Origin of the sequence: Magnetospirillum molischianum DSM 120 (assembly GCF_000294655.1) — a bacterium.
Taxonomy (GTDB): domain Bacteria; phylum Pseudomonadota; class Alphaproteobacteria; order Rhodospirillales; family Magnetospirillaceae; genus Phaeospirillum; species Phaeospirillum molischianum.
The window spans coordinates 194,560-214,235 of sequence record NZ_CAHP01000014.1; the positions used below are offsets into that span (position 1 = coordinate 194,560).

A 19,676-nucleotide genomic window follows, 5' to 3' on the forward strand; every position below is an offset into this window, starting at 1 on the left:
GATGATCCCCACCGAAGAGCAAAACCTGATCCGCGACACGGCCCGCGCCTTCGCACGGGCACGTCTCGCCCCCCATGCCGAGGAATGGGACCGCGATGCCCACTTCCCCCGCGACGCCCTGACCGAAATGGGAGAATTGGGGTTTCTCGGCATGCTGCTGCCCGAAGAGGTAGGCGGCAGCGCTACCGGCCATGTCGCCTATGCGATGGCGCTGGAGGAAATCGCCGCTGGATGCGGTGCCTTATCAACGGTGATGAGCGTCCACAACTCGGTCGCCTGCATGCCGGTGTTCAAGTTCGGCTCCGAAACGCAAAAGCGGCACTTCCTGCCCAGGATGGCCAGCGGCGAATGGCTGGGGGCTTTCGCCCTGACCGAACCGCAAGCGGGATCGGATGCCTCGGCGTTGAAGGTCCGCGCGGTGCGCGACGGCGATCATTACGTGCTGAACGGTAGCAAGCAATTCGTCACATCGGGTCAATCGGCCGACGTCCTGATCGCCTTTGCCGTTACCGACCCTGCCGCCGGGAAAAAAGGGATTACCGGCTTCATCATTCCCACCGATCTTCCGGGCTATTGCGTTGCCCGAATCGAGAAAAAAATGGGACAGCACGCCTCGGATACCTGTCAGGTGGTGTTCGAGGATTTGCGGCTGCCCGCCGACCTGCGCCTGGGCGAGGAAGGCCAGGGCTACAAGATCGCCCTGTCAAACCTGGAAGGTGGACGTATCGGTATCGCCGCGCAATGCGTCGGCATGGCTCAGGCCGCGTTGGAAGCCGCCCGCGATTACGCCCGCGACCGCGTTACCTTCGGCACGCCGCTGATCGAGCATCAGGCAATCGCCTTCAAGCTGGCCGATATGGCGACCCAGATCGCCGCCGCCCGGCTGATGGTGCACCACGCCGCCGACTTGCGCGATTCCGGCCGGCCCTGCCTGACCGAGGCGTCGATGGCGAAGCTGTTCGCCTCGGAAATGGCCGAGAAAGTGGCATCCGCCGCGATTCAGGTTCTTGGCGGCTACGGCTATCTTCGGGACTTCCCGGTCGAGCGGATTTACCGCGATGTCCGTGTTTGCCAGATCTACGAAGGGGCCAGCGAAATCCAGCGGATGCTGATTGCCCGCTCGCTCTAGATCGCCGTTCGTACCGCACTGCAAGGTGGCAAATACGCTCAACCATAATGGGCGGTTACGACATCGCAACCCAACCATTGAACCCGCTAGGCTTCACCAAACAAAACAATAAAAGGGAACGACCATGCCCGACGGTAACGAACATCAGGTCAGCGTCACCCCCGCCAACAAGATCCGCTTCGTTACCGCCACCAGTCTGTTCGACGGGCATGACGCGGCCATCAACATCATGCGGCGGCTGCTGCAACAAAGCGGCGTCGAGGTCGTCCATCTCGGCCATAACCGTTCGGTCGAGGATATCGTCACCGCCGCAATCCACGAAGACGTTCAGGGGATCGCGATCAGTTCGTATCAAGGCGGCCATATCGAATTCTTCAAATACATGATCGACCTTCTGCGGGAACGCGGGGCCGGTCACATCAAGGTGTTCGGCGGCGGCGGCGGCGTGATCGTGGCGCAAGAAATCCGCGAGTTGGAAGCCTATGGCGTCGAGCGGATCTACTCGCCGGAAGATGGCCAGCGGCTGGGACTGGAAGGCATGATCGCCGATGTGGTGAGGCGGGCCGATTTCGACGTCTCCACCGATCTGCCCGCCGACCTGAACGGGATCGACGCCCCCGGCCACCGGCTGTTGGCCCGCCTGATCTCGGGATTGGAAAATGACCGAGCCGAACCGATTCTGCGGGCCGCCATCGCCCAGGCGGCACAGGCCCGGTCGGTTCCCGTGGTGGGAATCACCGGCACCGGCGGCGCGGGCAAATCCTCGCTGACCGATGAACTGATCCGCCGTTTCCGCATTGATGCCCCCGATTTCAAAATCGCGGTGATCGCGATCGACCCATCGCGGCGACGGACCGGCGGCGCGTTGCTGGGCGACCGCATCCGGATGAACGCGGTCAACGGCCCGATCTACATGCGCTCGCTCGCCACCCGGTCATCCGGCAGCGAAGTGCCGCCCCATGCCCCGGCCATCGTCGATCTGTGCAAGGCCGCCGGTTTCGATCTGGTGATCGTCGAAACCCCCGGCATCGGTCAGGCGGATTCAGCCGTCGCCGGACTGGGCGATCTGTCGCTCTATGTGATGACACCGGAATTCGGTGCCGCCAGCCAGTTGGAAAAGATCGACATGCTCGATCACGCCGATCTGGTCGCAATCAATAAGTTCGACCGCAAGGGAGGCGAGGACGCCTTGCGCGATGTCCGCAAGCAAGTTCAGCGCAACCGAACCGCTTTTTCCGTGGCGACGGAAACGATGCCGGTGTTCGGCACCGTCGCGTCTCGCTTCAACGACGATGGCGTCACCGCGCTATATCACGGCCTGCGCGACATGCTGACCCAACACGGCTTTGCCCTGCGGCCCAGCACCCTGCCCCGCCCGGCGACGAACGCCTCGACCGCGGCAACCGCGATCGTACCGCCCAGCCGCGTCCGCTATCTGGCCGAGATCGCCGAGGCCGTGCGCGCCTATCACGCCGAGTCGGAGCGACAGAGCCTGACCGCCCGCGAGATTCAGCAACTTTCCGCCACCCGGACGATGCTGGAAACCACCTGCGGAATCTCCGTCGCCCAGATTGATGAGTTGATCGAGCAACGCCGGAGCCAACTGACCACCCCTGTCCGCGCCCTCCTGGAAGCTTGGCCGCAGGTAAAAGAAAGCTATGCCGGAGACGAGCACGTCGTGACGGTTCGGGGCAAGAACGTCCGCTCCACCCTCGTTTCTACCTCGCTGTCCGGTACGAAAATCCGCAAGGTGGCACTGCCGCCCTATCGGGATCACGGCGAATTGCTGCGCTGGCTGCTGAAGGAGAACCTGCCCGGCGCCTTTCCGTTTACCGCTGGCGTCTTCGCCTTCAAGCGCGAGAACGAGGACCCGACCCGGATGTTCGCGGGTGAAGGCGACGCCTTTCGCACCAATGCCCGTTTCAAGCTGCTGTCGAAAGACAGCCCGGCCACCCGCCTGTCCACCGCCTTCGACTCGGTGACGCTGTATGGCTGCGACCCGGATGAACGCCCCGATATCTATGGCAAGATCGGCAATTCCGGCGTCTCGATCGCGACGCTGGACGACATGAAGATCCTGTATTCCGGCTTTGACCTGTGTTCGCCTTCAACCTCGGTATCAATGACGATCAACGGCCCGGCCCCGGTCATCCTGGCCCTGTTCTTCAACACCGCGATCGACCAGCAGATGGAACGGTTCGAGGCCGAAAACGGTCGCGCACCCGATGAAGACGAAATCGCCCGGATTCGCGACCGGACGCTGGAATCGGTGCGCGGCACCGTCCAAGCCGACATTCTGAAGGAAGATCAGGGACAGAACACCTGTATCTTCTCGACCGATTTCGCGCTGAAGCTGATGGGCGACATCCAGGAATATTTCGTCCGCAAGAGCGTGCGGAATTTCTATTCCGTGTCGATCTCGGGCTATCACATCGCCGAAGCCGGCGCGAACCCGATCTCGCAACTGGCCTTCACGCTCGCCAACGGCTTCACCTATGTCGAAACCTATCTGGCGCGCGGCATGGCGATCGACGATTTCGCCCCCAACCTCTCCTTCTTCTTCTCGAACGGGATGGACCCGGAATATTCAGTGATCGGTCGGGTGGCACGACGGATCTGGGCCGTGGCGATGCGCGACCGCTATGGTGCCAACGAGCGGTCACAAAAGCTGAAATACCACATCCAGACCTCGGGGCGGTCGCTACACGCCCAGGAAGTCGATTTCAACGATATCCGGACCACTTTGCAGGCGCTGATCGCGATCTACGACAATTGTAATTCGCTGCACACCAACGCCCATGACGAAGCCTACACCACCCCGACACCGGATTCGGTCCGGCGGGCGATGGCGATCCAGATGATCATCAACCGCGAATGGGGGATGGCGCGGAACGAGAACCCGAACCAGGGATCGTTCTTCCTGGAAGAACTGACCGATCTGGTCGAGGAAGCGGTTCTGCTCGAATTCGAACGGATCGCCGAACGCGGCGGCGTTCTGGGGGCGATGGAAACCGGCTATCAGCGCGGCCGGATTCAAGACGAATCGCTCTATTACGAGCACAAGAAGCATGACGGCAGCTACCCGATCATCGGGGTCAACACCTTCCTCAACCCCAATCCCGGTGAAGAGCGCGAGATCGTCCTGCAACGCTCCAGCGATACGGAAAAGCAAAGCCAGTTGGTCCGCCTGCGCGACTTCCAAAACCGCCATGCCGAGACCGCGCCGATCTGGCTATCGCGTCTGCAACAGGCGGCGATCCGAAACGAAAATATCTTCGCCGTCCTGATCGATGCGGTGCGCCATTGCTCGCTGGGGCAGATCACCGGCGCGCTGTACGACGTCGGCGGCCAGTACCGACGGAACATGTAAGAAGAGAGCAAAAGCTCCGTCTGATATCGAATCAGTCCAGGGAGGTTCCATGTCCGAAGACCTTAACGCATTCCTGAAGGCCCGAGATTTTCTGGTCGCCCATCGCAGCGATTACGAAACCGCCTATCGCGATTTCAAGTGGCCCGTCCTGACCGACTTTAATTGGGCGCTTGATTATTTCGACGACATGGCCAAGGGCAATCACGCCACGGCGCTGTGGCTGATTGACGATGACGGCGAGACCCGACTGTCCTTCGCCCAGATGTCGGAACGCTCCAACCGCGTTGCCAACTTCCTGCGCGCTCAGGGGGTCCGGCGCGGCGAGGCGGTTCTGCTGATGTTGAACAACGTCGCTCCCTTGTGGGAAACGATGCTGGCTTGCATGAAACTGGGCGCGGTGATTATCCCGGCCACCACCTTACTGGTGGCAGATGATCTGAAGGACAGGTTCGAACGCGGCGGCGTCCGCCACGTCGTCGCCGGTTCGGCCGATACAGCGAAGTTCGAAGCGCTCGACGCCGTTTTCACCCGCATCGTGGTGGGCGAGGACCGCGACGGCTGGACCAATTACCGCGATGCCGATTCCGCCAGCGCCGATTTCGTCGCCGACGCAGCCACCCACGTCAACGATACCCTGCTGCTGTACTTCACGTCCGGCACCACGGCAAAGCCGAAGCTGGTGACCCATTCCTACCAATCCTATCCGGTCGGCCACCTATCAACGATGTACTGGATCGGGCTGCGACCGGGCGATGTCCACCTGAATATCAGTTCGGCCGGTTGGGCCAAGCATGCCTGGTCGAACGTCTTCGCGCCGTGGAACGCGGGAGCGACGGTGTTCGTCTATAATTACGGCCGGTTCAGCGCCAAGGCGATGCTGGAGGCGATCAGCCGCTGCGGCGTCACCTCGATGTGCGCGCCACCGACGGTTTGGCGAATGCTGATCCAGGAGAATCTCGCCGCCTATCCGGTCAAGCTGCGCGAACTTGTCGGAGCCGGGGAGCCGCTGAACCCCGAGGTGATCGAGCGCGTCAAGAAAGCGTGGAACATCACCATCCGCGATGGCTACGGCCAAACTGAAACCACTTGTCAGATCGGCAATCCGCCGGGACAGCCGGTTAAAGAAGGCTCGATGGGCCGCCCGTTGCCGGGCTATCGGGTCGCCCTGCTCGATCTCGAAGACAATCCGGCGCAAGAAGGCGAAATATCGCTGGCGCTGGAACCGCGTCCGCTCGGCCTGATGCTCGGCTACAAGGACGATCCGGAAAAGACCGCCAACCTGATGCGTGCCGGTCATTACCATTGCGGCGACGTCGCCTGCATCGATTCCGATGGCTACATCACCTATGTCGGCCGCACCGACGACGTGTTCAAAGCGTCGGACTACCGCATCAGCCCGTTCGAGTTGGAAAGCGTCCTGATCGAGCATGAAGCCGTGGCCGAAGCCGCCGTAGTCCCCAGCCCCGATCCGCTTCGTCTGGCGGTGCCCAAGGCGTTCATCGTGTTGCGCACCGGATACCAGCCCAGCCACGAACTGGCGCTGTCGATCTTCCGGCACATCAGCACTTCGCTGGCACCCTATAAACGCATCCGCCGTATCGAAATTTCCGACTTGCCGAAAACCATCTCGGGCAAGATTCGTCGCGTCGAACTGAAGCGGATCGAGGAACAACGCCGCCTTCAGGGCATTCGGGTCGAAGGTGAGTATTTCGAGGAAGATTTCGCCGACGCAATGGCCTGACGCCACGTCGCTCGGATCAAGCCCGCCACTCTGATCGGTGGCGGGCTTTTCTGCACTTTCGGATCATTACAGAAATATCATCCACCCGCCATCCTGCCGTAACCCCGGCTGAGGCATGATGATCACGACTCGACAGACACTACCACCGATCGAAAGGCGAGCTTGAACTCCCCGCCCCGAGATCGGACTGAAAACAGTCAAAAGCCCCGCACGCCACACCCTCGTGCGGGGCTTTTCCTTGGCCATTCGCCAACACGCAAGCCCAAGCGGCGATGAGTTTCACTCAATCCAGCTTGGCATTGGCCTGAGCGCTATTCAGTATCGCGCTGGATTTGCACGACAAACGCCTCGACCTGCCGGGTCAGGCCTTCGGCCTGATCGGCCATTTGAGCGGATTCCTCGGTACGCCGACGCGCCACGGTACCAAGATCGCGGGCAAGCTCCGTCACCTGGGCGACATCGACCCCGACCATATCGACAGTTCCAGCCGCGCGATGCGCACTTTGTGTGATCTCGGCGATAGCTTGGCTTTGGGACTGTGACGACCCAGAAAGCGTCCCGATGGCATGTTCGATATTGCCGATAATGGCGCCGATTTCGTGGATGGCGGACACCGCTCCTCCGGTGGCGTTCTGGATTTCCGCGACGTGGGAGCCGATCTCCTCGGTGGCCCTGGCGGTTTGATTGGCAAGGTGTTTGACTTCGTTCGCGACCACGGAAAAGCCTTTGCCCGCTTCACCGGCGCGCGCGGCCTCGATCGTCGCGTTCAGCGCCAGAAGATTCGTCTGACTGGCAATATCCTGGATCAAAGTCACGACATCGCCGATACGGCTGGCCGCCGAAGCCAGCGTATTGACGGTCGCCCCGGTCTTGACGACCTCATGGACCGCGTTGCCAGCCATCTTGCAGGATTCGGTAATGATACGGTTGACCTCGGTGATGCTGGCCGAAAGCTCCTCGGCGGCGGCGGCGACCGTGCTGACACTGCCCGTCACCTCCTGAGCACTTCCCGCCGCAGCGGACAGGTGGTTGGACATCTCCGTCAGGCGGCGATCGACCTCCACGGCCGAATTGCGGGAATTGGCGGCGGTTTGCGACAATTTCGATGCCACCTGCCCGATAGCCGACTGAAACTGTTCGGACAGACTCATCATCTCGTGTTTGCGCTTCGCTTGAGTCTCTATCCTGGTGCGGTCTCGCTCCACCGCCGCCGCATCGACTTCAGTCTGGGCCTCACGCACCCGATCCAGAGCCTCTGCGGAATGCTCGAACGCCTGGGTCAAACGCCACGCAACCCAACTCAATACAGAGACCTGTCCAACCACGATCACCGCATGAAGAAGGACGCGGCCAAACGCCCCCCCACCGGGGAAGACTGCGGCTGGGTAAAGGAAATTCAGCAATAGATGGTGCAGGGCGACCATAACCGCCGCCAGGATCAACGACTTCCAGTCGCAGAACGCTGTTAGCATCGCCAAAGCACAGAAGAAGTACATATGCATGTCGATTTGCCAGGGGTGGCCTTCAAACCCGAAGACCAGCAAGGCAACCATCCCCATCAGGGCAACGCTGATGGTATAGCGGGCGGCTTCCGAACCGGGAGCCGCCCGCCACGTCGCCGTCGCGGCGCCAGCCAGAACCAAAGCCCCGATCGACATCATCGCCCAATCGCCTGCCATCACAATCCCAACCGCAGCGACCAGCGGAACATGAACCCAGAGATAAGCGATCAAAGCCCGCTCTACGACCATACGGATCTGTACGATTTCGTTCATGGCAAACGCCACCCTAGTTAGAGCAGTTCGTTGACTTTGGGGCTCTCAGCACCAGCAGGGCCCCGACTCCGTAGAGGTGATCGACAAATTCCGGCGTACCGGAGCGGACGAGCACAACCGATGGCCAGCCGCCGAAGGCCAAGACCTCCTCGGCTCCGGCATTCACGGCCGCTTCAAACGCGGAAGATCCGGCGGCGGACAGGGGAAAGATCACGGCCAGAGGCTCACCCGGACGCGGCCACACGGTCAGGCCAACGGTCCAGAGAAGGCTAAAGCCCATCAAGGCCGCTGCGGGAATGAACCCGGAAAGACCTCCCCACCGTTCCCCCATGAAATCCTCCTCGGATTGGCGTTTGGATCGTTATCGGGAGATTGCGCCTTCGCGCGAACTCTCGGAAAACAGGCCCCGCCAAAACGGGCGATAGATACTTAAGGCCAAAGCCTTAAAATATATTGGTCATAGCCATAGGAAATAAAAGCCCTCTTCGCCAAGAAGGAGCTGATCCGGGGGAATATCGATTCCATTGAGGGAGGGGGAGAGGCCGACCGAACCGTCGCATCAGGCGACAGGACGAAGCTCTACTTTTAAACCATTACAAAAATATCATCCGCCCGCCATCCTGCGGTAACCCCGACACGGGCATGATCTTCTTGACCAGACAGGTAGTACCAACCGATTGACCGGCGAGCTTGAACTCCCCGCCCAGAGATCGGACCGATCTAAAGTCACAAGCCCCGCACGCAACACCCTCGTGCGGGGCTTTTAGATTCAGATCTCAGACCAACCGGCCAGCGAGTCAAATCGAGGGGTAGCCGATATCAACCTGTCTTGAACTCAATTGCGGCCATAGCGATCGACAACAGCCGCGACCTGATCAAGCGAGGCAAGAAAAGCGTCAACGCAGGCCGGATCGAAATGAGTGCCGCGATTGCTGCGAAGGAAGTCCAGCGCCTTGTCCAACGGCCATGCTTGTTTATAAGGCCGAACGCTGGTCAGGGCGTCAAACACGTCGGCAACGGCGGTAATCCGGCCAGCCAAGGGAATATCCAGCCCCGACAACCGATTGGGATAGCCGGTTCCATCCCATTTCTCATGATGACTGACGGCAATTTTCGCGGCCATCTGAAGCAGGGGGGATTGGTTATTGCACAGGATTTGCCAGCCGATAACGGCATGGGTGGTCATGATATCGCGCTCTTCCGGTGTCAGGGGGCCGGGCTTGAGCAGCACCTGATCTGGAATCCCAATTTTTCCGATATCGTGCATTGGCGCAGCTGTAAAAACGAGCTCGACCTCCTCGGGCGGCAGCTCCAAGCGCGTGGCGATGATCTGGCAATAGCTGGACATGCGCAGCAAATGCGCCCCGGTTTCGTTGTCCCGGAACTCCGCTGCGCGGGACAACACCAGAATCGCCTCGCGTTCACGCTCGATGATCGCACTGGTCGCCTTTCTGACCTCTTCGGCCAGCAGGACAGCCTGTATCTTGGTTTGCTTGTGATGACGGCTCAACGTAAGCAAATTACGAACACGGGTCAGGAACTCGATTTTATCAACCGGCTTGCGCAAAAAATCAGTAGCCCCCAACTGAAGGGCATTGTAGCGAACTTCCGTCGTGTCCGATGTCGTGACCATGATCACGGGAATATCGGCACGACTTGGATCCGATAGGAACGCTTCGATGAACTGGAGGCCGTTGATTTTTGGCATCACGTAATCAACGATGACAAGATCCACATCGTTACTAAGACACCATGCCAATCCGACCTGAGGGTCCTTGAATGGAACGGCGGCATCCGATGCAATCATACTTGAGACAAGCTGAACGAGATGGTTAAGAACGCTCTCGCTGTCGTCAATTATTGCAATCTTCACAGATCTTTCGACCATCATTAACGCCCTGCCGCCAGTCCGGAGCACCAAGATCGAATCAATCGAGGACTAGGCGCTTTTGTGAACCCACCAATCGTAGAAGCATACGTTTACATGGATAAACAATCGCAGACGATAATGGTCCTTACCAGTGCCATTCTGCAACTCGTGTATCATCGTGCATCCGACACGACATAGCGCCCCGTCTCATTTCATCTTAATTCTAATATAAGCCTAAGCCTGATCAGAAGGCTTCTTCCCAAGACCGCGATAAACGCATCGCGCAATTGATAAGCCCGACCATCGAATAGGTCTGAGGGAAATTTCCCCACAACTCGCCGCTGCGCGGGTCGATGTCCTCGGACAGCAGACCGAGCGGATTGCGGTGGGCCAGAACGGTCTCGAACAGATCGCGGGCCTCCTGGCGCCGTCCCAACGCCGCCAGGGCGTCGATGTACCAGAACACGCAGATCACGAAGGCGGTTTTGGGCCGCCCGAAATCGTCCTCGGCAACATAGCGGTAGAGAAAATCGCCGCTGCGCAACGTCCGCGACACGGCATCGACCGTCGCGGCGAAGCGGGGATCGTCAGCAGACAGGAAATCGACTTCGTGCAACAGCAACAGGGTTGCGTCCATTTCCGCCCCGTCGAACGTCGAAACAAAGCTGCCCAACTCCGCATTCCACGCCCGTTCGCGAATAATGCCGTGGAGGCGGTCAGCGGCACCGCGCCAATGGGCGGCCCGCTCCCCCAGACCGATCTGGCGGGCGATCTTGGCCAGACGATCGCATGCGGCCCAGCACATCACCGCCGAGAACGTATGCACGGCCGCCGAACCGCGCAGTTCCCATGGACCGGCATCGGGCTGATCGAAAGCGGCAACGGCACGAACCCCCAATCGTTCCAGTTGCTCGAATAGAATCGTATCGCCAGGGCGGGTCATGCGGCGGTCGAAAAAGGCATGAGTCGAGGCCAGGACGACACTGCCATAAACGTCGTTTTGCACCTGAAGATGGGCCTGGTTCCCGACCCGTACCGGGCCAATCCCCCGATATCCGGGCAAATGAGACAGAATGCTTTCGTCGATCAAAGCCTCGCGGGTAATGCCATAGACCGGACGAAGCGCCCCGTCATTGGCATCCTCAACGATATCACCGATGAAGCGGAGGTAATCCTCCATCATCCGCGTGCCCCCGAGGCGGTTCAGGGCATGAATCACGAAATAGGCGTCGCGCAGCCAGCAGAAGCGATAATCCCAGGTACGTTCGGTATCGGGCGCTTCGGGAATCGAGGTGGTCAACGCAGCAACAATCGCCCCGGTCTCCTCGAAATGGCACAGCTTCAAAGTGATCGAGGCGCCGATCACCGCATCTTGCCACTCGAATGGAATCGACAGCGACCGCACCCAATTGCACCAATGGTCGCGCGTGCGTTCGAAGAGATCGCGGGCGGTCAACTCGATCCCCGCTTCCAGGCTTTCGTCACCGCCAAGCAACAGATCAATCGGGCGGTCGAGCAGAAATGGCCGTTCCTCCAAAACATAGGAGATCGGGGCATTCGTGGTCAGGCGCAGAGTCTGAGAGGCCGAAACAAAGCGGATATGGTTGCTGCCGCGCGTGATCTCGGGATCAATCCGCCCGTTCTCGAAGCGGGGCCGCAACCGTACCCGCAATCGCGGACGTCCCTGAAGCGGCCTGATGCGCCGCACGATCAGCGGCGGACGGTAAATCCGCTCGAACAGGGCGAATCGGGGGGCGAAATCAAGAATCTCCACCGCGCCACCATGTCCATCCTTCAATACCGTGCGCAGGATCGCGGTGTTGGGCAGATAGGCCTGTTCGCTTTGGCACTGATCGACGAGATCAAGGGAAAAGCCCCCCTCCCCGCTTTCTCCGGGAACCGCTCCGTTCAGCAGCGCCTGAAACACCGCGTCGCCGTCGAGGCGAGGGAAGCAGCCCCAAACCAAAGAGGCCTTTGCATCGATCATTGCGGCGATGGTGCAATTTCCAATAATCCCGAGATCAAGGGAACTCATGGCGCGTCTCCGATCAGGCTGTCGAGGCGGGCAAGCCAGTGCCGAACCTCTTCCGGGGAATTGAGGCGATAGCGCGCGGCGGTCGCGCGTGAACCAACGTGAGCCGACAGCCCACCCAAACGATTGATGGTTTTAAAGCCGTCCTCGTCGGTCAGATCATCGCCGATGAAAACCGGGATTCGTCCGGCATAGGGTGGAACGCTCAGAAACCGTTCGATCGCTTTGCCCTTGTCGGTCCCGGCGGGCACCAACTCATAGACGTTCTTGCCCCGGACCAGCTTGAGGGCAATGGGCGACAGGGCCGCCGCCGTCATGGCCAGCGAATGAACCTCGGCTTCGATCTTCGGATTGGCGGCGAAATGCAACGCCAGGGAACAGGGTTTGCGTTCGAGCAGCAAACCCGTCAGATGCCGGGCTTCCTCCCTGATCCACTCGGTCAGTTCGTCGGGCCAGGGCGCACCGACGATATCCACCTTGCCGGATCGTCGCCATTCCACCCCGTGAGTACCGGCGACATCACGGCCACCGGGAAACAACCGATCGACATTCTCCAGACTGCGCCCACTAATCAAGGCCACCGCCCCGGACAAGCGGCGAGACAACGATTCAAGCCGTTGAGGAAGATCGGCGGGAACAACAACATCGTCCGGAGCCGGGGCCAGATCGAGCAAAGTCCCGTCAATATCGAGAAACAGCGCCCACGCCGCCCAATCGAGAAGACGCGGGCGAGCGTCGATTACGTCGAAATCCATCGTCTCTCCCCGGCTTTCGTGCCTCCGGTTCTCCCCTGCGATACCACTGCGATCCTCCGTTCGATATGGCGGCGTTTGCGCATCCGGGCCGCGTCCATCAGCATTCGTGCCGCCCAAAAATAGATGTTGTTCTCACCGACCATCTCCCGCATCAGCCGCATCCGGTCCCGCCGCTGATCGGTCGGCATCGACAACGCCTGATGAATCGCTTCTCCCATTGCGCCAATATCGTAGGGATTGACGATCAGCGCCTCCTGCAACTCCCGCGACGCGCCAGCGAACGTCGAGAGCACCAGGACTCCGTCCTCGTCGTCGCGGGCGGCAACAAACTCCTTGGCGACCAGATTCATCCCGTCGTGCAGACTGGACACCAGGCACAGATCCGCAGCACGGAACAAAGTGAACACCTCGTCGGGTTCGTGATGGTGACAGACCAATAAAATAGGAACCCAATCATCGGTTCCAAAGCGCGCGTTGATCGCCTGAGCGACGGTTTCAGCCTCGGTCTGGGTGTCTTTATAAGCGGCCAATCGGCTGCGGGTCGGCGCGGCGACTTGAAGCAGAGTGACCCGGCCGATCCACCCCGGATGAGTCTCGAACAGACTCTCCAGCGCCCGGAAGCGGTCGGCGATGCCTTTGGTGTAATCGAACCGTTCGACTCCAACGGCCAGATGAATCGTCGGCGTCAGCCCATAGGCACGCCGGACAAGATTGCGGCACTCCTCGACCGATGGCTGTCCATCCAAGGCATGGGGCGGCCATTCGATCGAGATCGGATAGGGATGGACCAAGGTGGCGGAGTGGCTGGCACGGACGGTACTGTGTTCGCGGTCGATCTGGCATTCGAGAAAACGATCGACTGATTCCAGAAAATTCAGGCAGTGGAACTGTGTGTGAAAGCCCAGGATCGAGCTGCCCAGTAACCCGGCCAAAATCTCCTCGCGCCAGGGGCAGATGCTGAATACTTCCGGGTTCGGCCAGGGAATGTGCCAGAAGGTGATGATGGTTGCTTCGGGCAGACGCTCGCGCACCATCCGTGGCACCAAGGCAAAGTGGTAATCCTGGATCAGAACAAGAGGATTGGCGGTTTTCGCCTCGGCGATCACCGCATCGGCGAATTTGCGATTAACCGCAACATAATAGCTCCAGTCCGAGGCGCGGAACGTCGGGCGGACGAACACGATATGGCACAACGGCCACATCCCCTCGTTGGCGAAGCCATAATAATAGCCGTCCTGCTCCTCGTCACTGAGCCAGACCCGACGCAAGGTATAGGCGGGCGCCTCGGGCGGAACCGCCAGATGGTCGTTGCGATCCACCATCACCGGATCGGCCGAGCCGCTGCCATGGGCGATCCAGGTTCCACCGCAGGCACGCATGATCGGCTCCAGCGCCGTCACCACACCGCTGGCCGGGCGTTGCAGAACGATCTGATCCCCGTCACGATTATGGATATAGGGTTCGCGGTTCGACACCACCAGAACCTCGGCTCCGGGCAACTCATCCCGCAGCAAACCGCGCAGACTGTCCGGACTCCACTCGATTCGGATCGCCTCGGTCAACGAACGTGGCGTGTCGATATCACGCAGCATCTTGCGCATTTCGCGAATCAGCGGCCCGACTTCCGGCGGCAGAACCTTGCCATCCTGCTCGGGTGCCGACATGCCTTGACGCACCGCACGAACCCAACCGCGCAAGGTCAGCCGGGCGACCAGGACAGTGACGATCGCCACCCCCAACCCCAGAATGGCAAGGCAGATGGCCAAATAGGTTTCGGCGCTGGAACTACGCCGTTCGATAAAACGCAGGTCGTGCAGAATCACCAGGCGGCCCAGTTCGACACCATCGGCATTGGTGAGCGAGAATATCGCCGACAGGATCGACCCGGATTCGAGATGCTCGACCGCAATGGCCTGCCCCGTGGCGGGAACCGACGGACAACCATATTGTTTCGGCCAGGACGCGGAATGGTGCGTCAGTTGTCCATCCGGCGAGCACAGCCCGAGCGCAAGAACCCGTTCGTCCTGAGTAATCCTCTTAAATAATTGGGCAATCTTGCGGTCTGCCTTGGCCTCGACCAGCCCGGTAACGCTGTCCTGGATCGAATGGAACACCAGTTGCGCCCGCATTTCGACATCGGCGCGGAACCATCGTTGGATCAAATCGCCGACGAACGGCGCGGCCCCCCAGGCCAACCCGCCCAGAAGAACCAGCAGCGGCAGAACGAAGCGGAAGGCCATTCGCATGGCTTGTATATCCTTGTCTCCCGGCAATCGCGCCGACCGAACCAAAACCGGCTGGATGCCGATGCCATTGAGCATTTCGGTGCGGAGACAACCTCCTTTCGCCGCGCCTAAGTTCAGAGATATCGATTGATCATATCTAATATCCCGATTATGGCGTCTTCGTGGCAAGCGGATGCGAAGAACACCCCCGGTGGACGATCACAGATCGGATGAATAGATATCCGCTGGAAGCCACTATCCCGAAACAGACTGGGCTTGGTTCCCCGTCATCCTATGTTCGTCTTCTTGCAGTACGATGACATGGCGGAGGATCGCCGCCACCAGCGTATCTGGAGAAATAGGCTTGATCACCCGATCGACCATTCCGGCGGTAAGACAACGAACACGTTCCTCGTCCATGGCATGGGCGGTCAGGCCGATCACCGGCAGTCTTGGCGCGAACCGTGAAATCTCCTGAGCGAGGCCGTAGCCGTCAAGTTCAGGCATCTGCACGTCGGTCAGCACCAGATCGAAGGAATCGGCACCATGCTGGAGCAGGTGGTCGAGGGCGAGTCGACCGTTTTCGAAGCAGGTAAGACTCGCCCCCTCAATCTGGAGCATATCATCGAGAACGAGACGGTTTACCTCGTTGTCCTCCGCTCCCAGCACCCGCAGACCGGACAAACGGAATACTGTTTCAACCGCTCCGCCGGGCCGTAAGGTCTCCTCGGCCAACAACTGTCGCAGATGGCGCGGACGGAACGGCCGCTCGATCACTGCGGCCCCTAGCGGGATCGCTACCACGGACCCGATCTCTCCGGGCTGGACAAGCACCGCCACCCGCTTGCCCCGGTCAATTCGCGCCCTCACCGCGCCGACCAAAGCGGGATCGCCGAGGATCGCCCGGTCGATCAGCACCAAGGCCGCAGTCTCGTCAGACGACAGGCTTCCTGCCGCGATCAGGCGGCAGCGCGGCAGGGTGCGCAAGGCTTGGTCCGCCTCAGAAGCAGAAAGACCGAGCAGAGCAACCTCGGCCAGCGGCCAGGGCGGAGCCGCCTCGGCTCCAACCAACGGCAGAATGACGGTGAAGATACTGCCTTGATCCAACGCACTGTCGAGAGTGATCGTACCGCCCATCAAGCCGACGAGATTACGTGAGATCGACAGGCCGAGTCCGGTGCCGCCGAAGCGACGGGTGGTCGATCCGTCGGCCTGTTCGAACGGTTGGAACAGACGTTCAGCCGCCTCGGGAGCGATGCCGATTCCGGTGTCGCTGACGCTCAGAACCAGCCGGTTCGGCACGCAGGCCACGCCGAGCGTCACTGTTCCCCCGGCACGGGTGAACTTGATGGCGTTACTGAGCAGATTGATCAGAACCTGACACAGCCGGTTAGGGTCGCCGAGGCAGCGAAGGGGAATGTCTGCCCCCTCGCGAACCTCAACCCGCAGCCCCTTGTCCCATGCACGCAACGCCAGCATATCGATGGCGCGATCAACGACCTCGCCAACATTCATCGGAATAGTCTCGACCTTCATCTTGCCGGATTCGATCTTGGAGAAGTCGAGAATATCGTCGATCACCTGTTGCAGACCGTGGCCTGCATCAAGGATACGGGAGAATTTCTCCCGCCCGCCCGGTTCACCGCAATCGCGCCCGCCGATCTGGGCAATGCCGAGGATCGCGCTCAGAGGAGTACGAATTTCGTGGCTCATATTGGCGAGGAATTCGCGGCGCAGGCTGGCCAGACGCTCGGCCTCGGCCAGTGCCGCCTCGCGCGCCGCATCGGCCGCCTTGCGCACGGAGATGTCATTAAAGCTGACCACCGCGCCGACGATGCGGCCGTCACGGACCATCGGATGCGTCGAGAAGCTGACGGGAATCGGCTGCCCATTGGCATCCCAAAAATATTCGTCGTCAACGCGATGCACGATCCCGGTGCGCAAGGTCTCAATCAGCGGGCAGGCATCCCTGGGGAAAGGACGCCCATCGGGATAGCTGTGATGCAGCATTTCAAGGCTGGTCCGTCCGATCAGTTGCTCGGGCCGCCAGCCGAGGATGGCGCCAACGCCTGGATTGACGAAGGTGATGCGCCCCTCGATATCGACGCCGTAAATCCCGTCGGCGGTGGATTCAAGAATCAGGCGCAAACGCGCCTCGGCACTTTCCAGGTCGGCGGTGCGTTCGGCGACCAACTGCTCCAGGCCCTTGCGATACCGTTCCAGTTCGTCTTCGATCGCCTTGCGTGCCGTGATGTCCTGACAGAAGGCGACGAAGCGGTTCGAGGCGATCCGCACTGCCGATAGCGACACCCACACCACCGCCCCCGACGCGGCGACAAGACGGTATTCGCCGCAGATCCGCCCGACCGGACCGAACAGAACGGCGAAATCGTCTTGCACGCGCTCGCGATCCTCGACCGAAACGACTTCGGCAACATGGCGAGCGCAGATCTCGGCACGGCTCCATCCCAGCATTGCCTCGGCGGCGGGGTTAACATCGACGAAGCGCCCATCGGAATCCGCGACGAGAATCTCAAGAGGGGCTTCCTCGACATAGGTGCGGAAGTGTTCCTCACTCTTACGCAGCGCGATCTCCGTTCGATAGCGCTGGGTGATATCGCGGCCGATGCCCAGTACCCCGATCACTTGCCCGTCAGGACCGTACATCGGGGTTCGGATCGTCTCCAGCAGAGCATCCCGCCCGATATCGCCCGTGGCGGTCCATGCTTCATTGACAGTCGGACCGCCAGCCTCGATCGCCATGCGATCCTGGGCACGAAAGGAATCGGCCAAATCGGCGGCGGCGAGGTCATAGTCGGAATGTCCGACGATCGCCACCTCGGAACGGCCAGTGAAGCGTTGGAAGGCGTGGTTACAACTGAGATAGATGCCGTTGACGTCCTTGAGCCAGACCAAATCGGGAATGGTGTGGATCAGGGTACGCAACAACCCTCGTTCGCTCTCCAGTTCGGCCCTGACCCGCTTCTGCTCGCTAATATCGAGATAGCTCGCGACGAACCCGGTCAGGCGGCCGGTGAGATCGTGGATTCCTGCCACGGTGACGAATACCGGGATCTCGATCCCGTTCCGAGTGATGCAAAGGCTTTCGCCCGACCATTCGCCATCGACGAGAACCGCGTCGATGATCTTGCGATGCCGGATTTGGCGTCGCTCGTCGGCTTGGTCGAAATACCGGATCGACAGGCCAATCACGTCGTTCAGCGCGTATCCGGTCATCTTCAGGAAGGCGGGATTGGCGTAGACGATGCCATCCTCGGTATCTGTCATCACCACCGCCTGCGCCGCCTGACGCAACGCTTCGGCCATGTGGTGACGCTGTTCCTCGGCGCTCTTGCGCCGCGATATGTCCTCGACAACGGAAACGAAATAGTCTGGTCCGCCCTCGGGTTTCGCCACCAGTGCCACAGTCAGGTTGATCCAGACCGTATGGCCCTGTTTGTGAATATACCGCTTCTCAATAGAATAGGATTGAATTTCTCCTGCCAAAATCCGGTGAAGAGCCTCAAGATCGGCATTGAGATCGGTGGGGTAGGTGATGTCCTGGAAATTACTCCGCATCAGCTCTTTAGCGTCGTAGCCAACAATCTCACACAGCTTTCGATTTACGCGCAGCCAGCGCCCATCCGGCGCCACCAAGGCGATCCCCATCGCCGCCTGCTCGAAGGTCGCCTCGAACCGTTTTTCTCCCGCCTCCAATTGTTCGGCACTGCGGCGGTTTTCCTGCGCTCGTAACGACACCAGATGGAGGTAGAGGGTGTTGTTCTCCATCAGCAGAACGACCAGGGCGAGACTTTCCCCCAACAGCCCAAACACGCGGCCGACATACCACCCCAGATCGAATCGGGCGTGATTGAGCACGGCAGACAACGCACTGTCGAAAATCCAGATGCAGAGCAGCACCATCAGCCACAGATCGAGATGGGTATGCGGACGGATGCGCCAAAGCAGCCCCAGGGCCAGGATGCTCATCATCCACACGACCACGGCCACGACGAACTTCGCCGGAGCATCACGATTACCCGCCATAATACTGGGCAGAAGATCGTGCCCGGCTGTTGTCAGCAGAACCAGAGCGGCCACCAGGGCCATCACGGCAGCGATCATTATCGCCAAAGCCGTTAACAGCGGCCCCCGGCAGGGACGATCACGCCACAGAGCATATCCGACGACGAACATGGCAAAACCGCCATGCCATAGAAAGTAGACCCAGGCAGTGCTTTGCTGTCCGCCCTCCAGCAGCCCGGTGGGGGAAAACAAGCCGGGGAAGCTCAGCGCGTGGACACAAGCCATCGCCGCACTGAAGAGGAACCCTCCGGCGAGAAACAGCAGCCCCCAGCTCTGCACCATCCGGTACTGAAATAGAAGAAGGGAGACGATGATCAGGCTGAGAGTGACGAAAGCCGATTCATAGATCGGCAAAAATGCCCACATCTCGGCGAGTTGAATCTGGGCAAACGGCGCTGCCAGCAAAAACGCCCCGAAAGCCAGGGCCGCAGTGCCAAGAGCGATGCGTCGTTGCCCTGCGGTCGGAGCAACTGTGGAAACAAGGGGGAGCGACGAAAGCACGACGGACCCGGTGATACGAGCCCTTCCCCTCTCGTGATCGTCGGCAGCCCCCTCCATCTTCCACCTCATGACATTGGAAGAAAATGTTCAGCCGTTGCTGTCGTCTGTGTTGAAGAAGTCGCAACCGGAGTGGGAGTTTGCCTATCGTGGCCGCGGCTCCAGACGGCATCCGGTCAAGCCTTGTGCTTTCCC

10 protein-coding genes are annotated in these 19,676 nt (G+C 60.3%); 3 read left to right on the plus strand and 7 right to left on the minus strand.

Features of this window, described 5'->3' with window-relative positions; all coding sequences use genetic code 11:
• The first annotated feature begins 1 nt into the window (after position 1).
• From PHAMO_RS05200 to PHAMO_RS05210, 3 genes are all read left to right on the plus strand, one after another.
• The gene (locus tag PHAMO_RS05200) at positions 2 to 1,129 is read left to right on the plus strand and encodes an acyl-CoA dehydrogenase family protein (RefSeq protein WP_002727113.1); all 1,128 of its coding nucleotides are present in this window, start codon (positions 2 to 4) and stop codon (positions 1,127 to 1,129) included.
• 124 nt (positions 1,130 to 1,253) lie between these two features.
• On the plus strand, positions 1,254 to 4,499 hold the full coding sequence (gene icmF, locus PHAMO_RS05205) for a fused isobutyryl-CoA mutase/GTPase IcmF (RefSeq protein ID WP_002727115.1): 3,246 nt from the start codon (positions 1,254 to 1,256) through the stop codon (positions 4,497 to 4,499).
• 49 nt (positions 4,500 to 4,548) lie between these two features.
• Positions 4,549 to 6,240, plus strand: coding sequence for an AMP-binding protein (locus PHAMO_RS05210; RefSeq protein ID WP_002727117.1), 1,692 nt, complete (start codon positions 4,549 to 4,551; stop codon positions 6,238 to 6,240).
• A gap of 311 nt (positions 6,241 to 6,551) precedes the next feature.
• On the opposite strand, the gene PHAMO_RS20280 is transcribed toward PHAMO_RS05210, so the two are convergent.
• The 7 genes from PHAMO_RS20280 to PHAMO_RS18335 form a co-directional block, all read right to left on the minus strand.
• Positions 6,552 to 8,015 (minus strand): methyl-accepting chemotaxis protein, encoded by a 1,464-nt coding sequence (locus PHAMO_RS20280; protein ID WP_040566263.1) that lies wholly within the window; start codon positions 8,013 to 8,015, stop codon positions 6,552 to 6,554.
• 13 nt (positions 8,016 to 8,028) lie between these two features.
• Positions 8,029 to 8,346: a hypothetical protein gene (locus PHAMO_RS05220; protein ID WP_002727121.1), complete on the minus strand. Its 318-nt coding sequence runs from the start codon at positions 8,344 to 8,346 to the stop codon at positions 8,029 to 8,031.
• A gap of 504 nt (positions 8,347 to 8,850) precedes the next feature.
• Positions 8,851 to 9,906, minus strand: coding sequence for an HD domain-containing phosphohydrolase (locus PHAMO_RS05225; protein ID WP_202801554.1), 1,056 nt, complete (start codon positions 9,904 to 9,906; stop codon positions 8,851 to 8,853).
• A 223-nt stretch (positions 9,907 to 10,129) separates the two neighbouring features.
• Positions 10,130 to 11,920, minus strand: a complete 1,791-nt coding sequence (locus PHAMO_RS05230) for a glycoside hydrolase family 15 protein (RefSeq protein WP_002727124.1) — start codon at positions 11,918 to 11,920, stop codon at positions 10,130 to 10,132.
• Positions 11,917 to 12,672: a trehalose-phosphatase gene (gene otsB / locus PHAMO_RS05235; RefSeq protein WP_051002368.1), complete on the minus strand. Its 756-nt coding sequence runs from the start codon at positions 12,670 to 12,672 to the stop codon at positions 11,917 to 11,919. Before otsB ends, PHAMO_RS05230 begins: the two co-directional genes overlap by 4 nt.
• Positions 12,657 to 14,918 (minus strand): alpha,alpha-trehalose-phosphate synthase (UDP-forming), encoded by a 2,262-nt coding sequence (locus PHAMO_RS05240; RefSeq protein ID WP_002727126.1) that lies wholly within the window; start codon positions 14,916 to 14,918, stop codon positions 12,657 to 12,659. The genes otsB and PHAMO_RS05240 overlap by 16 nt, the downstream gene beginning before the upstream one ends.
• A gap of 234 nt (positions 14,919 to 15,152) precedes the next feature.
• The gene (locus tag PHAMO_RS18335) at positions 15,153 to 19,484 is read right to left on the minus strand and encodes a PAS domain S-box protein (protein ID WP_162136947.1); all 4,332 of its coding nucleotides are present in this window, start codon (positions 19,482 to 19,484) and stop codon (positions 15,153 to 15,155) included.
• Positions 19,485 to 19,676: the final 192 nt, after the last annotated feature.

Excerpts from the sequence above, each read along its gene's own strand:
- PHAMO_RS05200 (WP_002727113.1), top strand. The coding sequence starts at position 2 with ATGATCCCCACCGAAGAGCAAAACCTGATCCGCGACACGGCCCGCGCC.
- icmF (WP_002727115.1), top strand. The coding sequence starts at position 1,254 with ATGCCCGACGGTAACGAACATCAGGTCAGCGTCACCCCCGCCAACAAG.
- PHAMO_RS05210 (WP_002727117.1), top strand. The coding sequence starts at position 4,549 with ATGTCCGAAGACCTTAACGCATTCCTGAAGGCCCGAGATTTTCTGGTC.
- PHAMO_RS20280 (WP_040566263.1), bottom strand. The coding sequence starts at position 8,015 with ATGAACGAAATCGTACAGATCCGTATGGTCGTAGAGCGGGCTTTGATC.
- PHAMO_RS05220 (WP_002727121.1), bottom strand. The coding sequence starts at position 8,346 with ATGGGGGAACGGTGGGGAGGTCTTTCCGGGTTCATTCCCGCAGCGGCC.
- PHAMO_RS05225 (WP_202801554.1), bottom strand. The coding sequence starts at position 9,906 with ATGATGGTCGAAAGATCTGTGAAGATTGCAATAATTGACGACAGCGAG.
- PHAMO_RS05230 (WP_002727124.1), bottom strand. The coding sequence starts at position 11,920 with ATGAGTTCCCTTGATCTCGGGATTATTGGAAATTGCACCATCGCCGCA.
- otsB (WP_051002368.1), bottom strand. The coding sequence starts at position 12,672 with ATGGATTTCGACGTAATCGACGCTCGCCCGCGTCTTCTCGATTGGGCG.
- PHAMO_RS05240 (WP_002727126.1), bottom strand. The coding sequence starts at position 14,918 with ATGCGAATGGCCTTCCGCTTCGTTCTGCCGCTGCTGGTTCTTCTGGGC.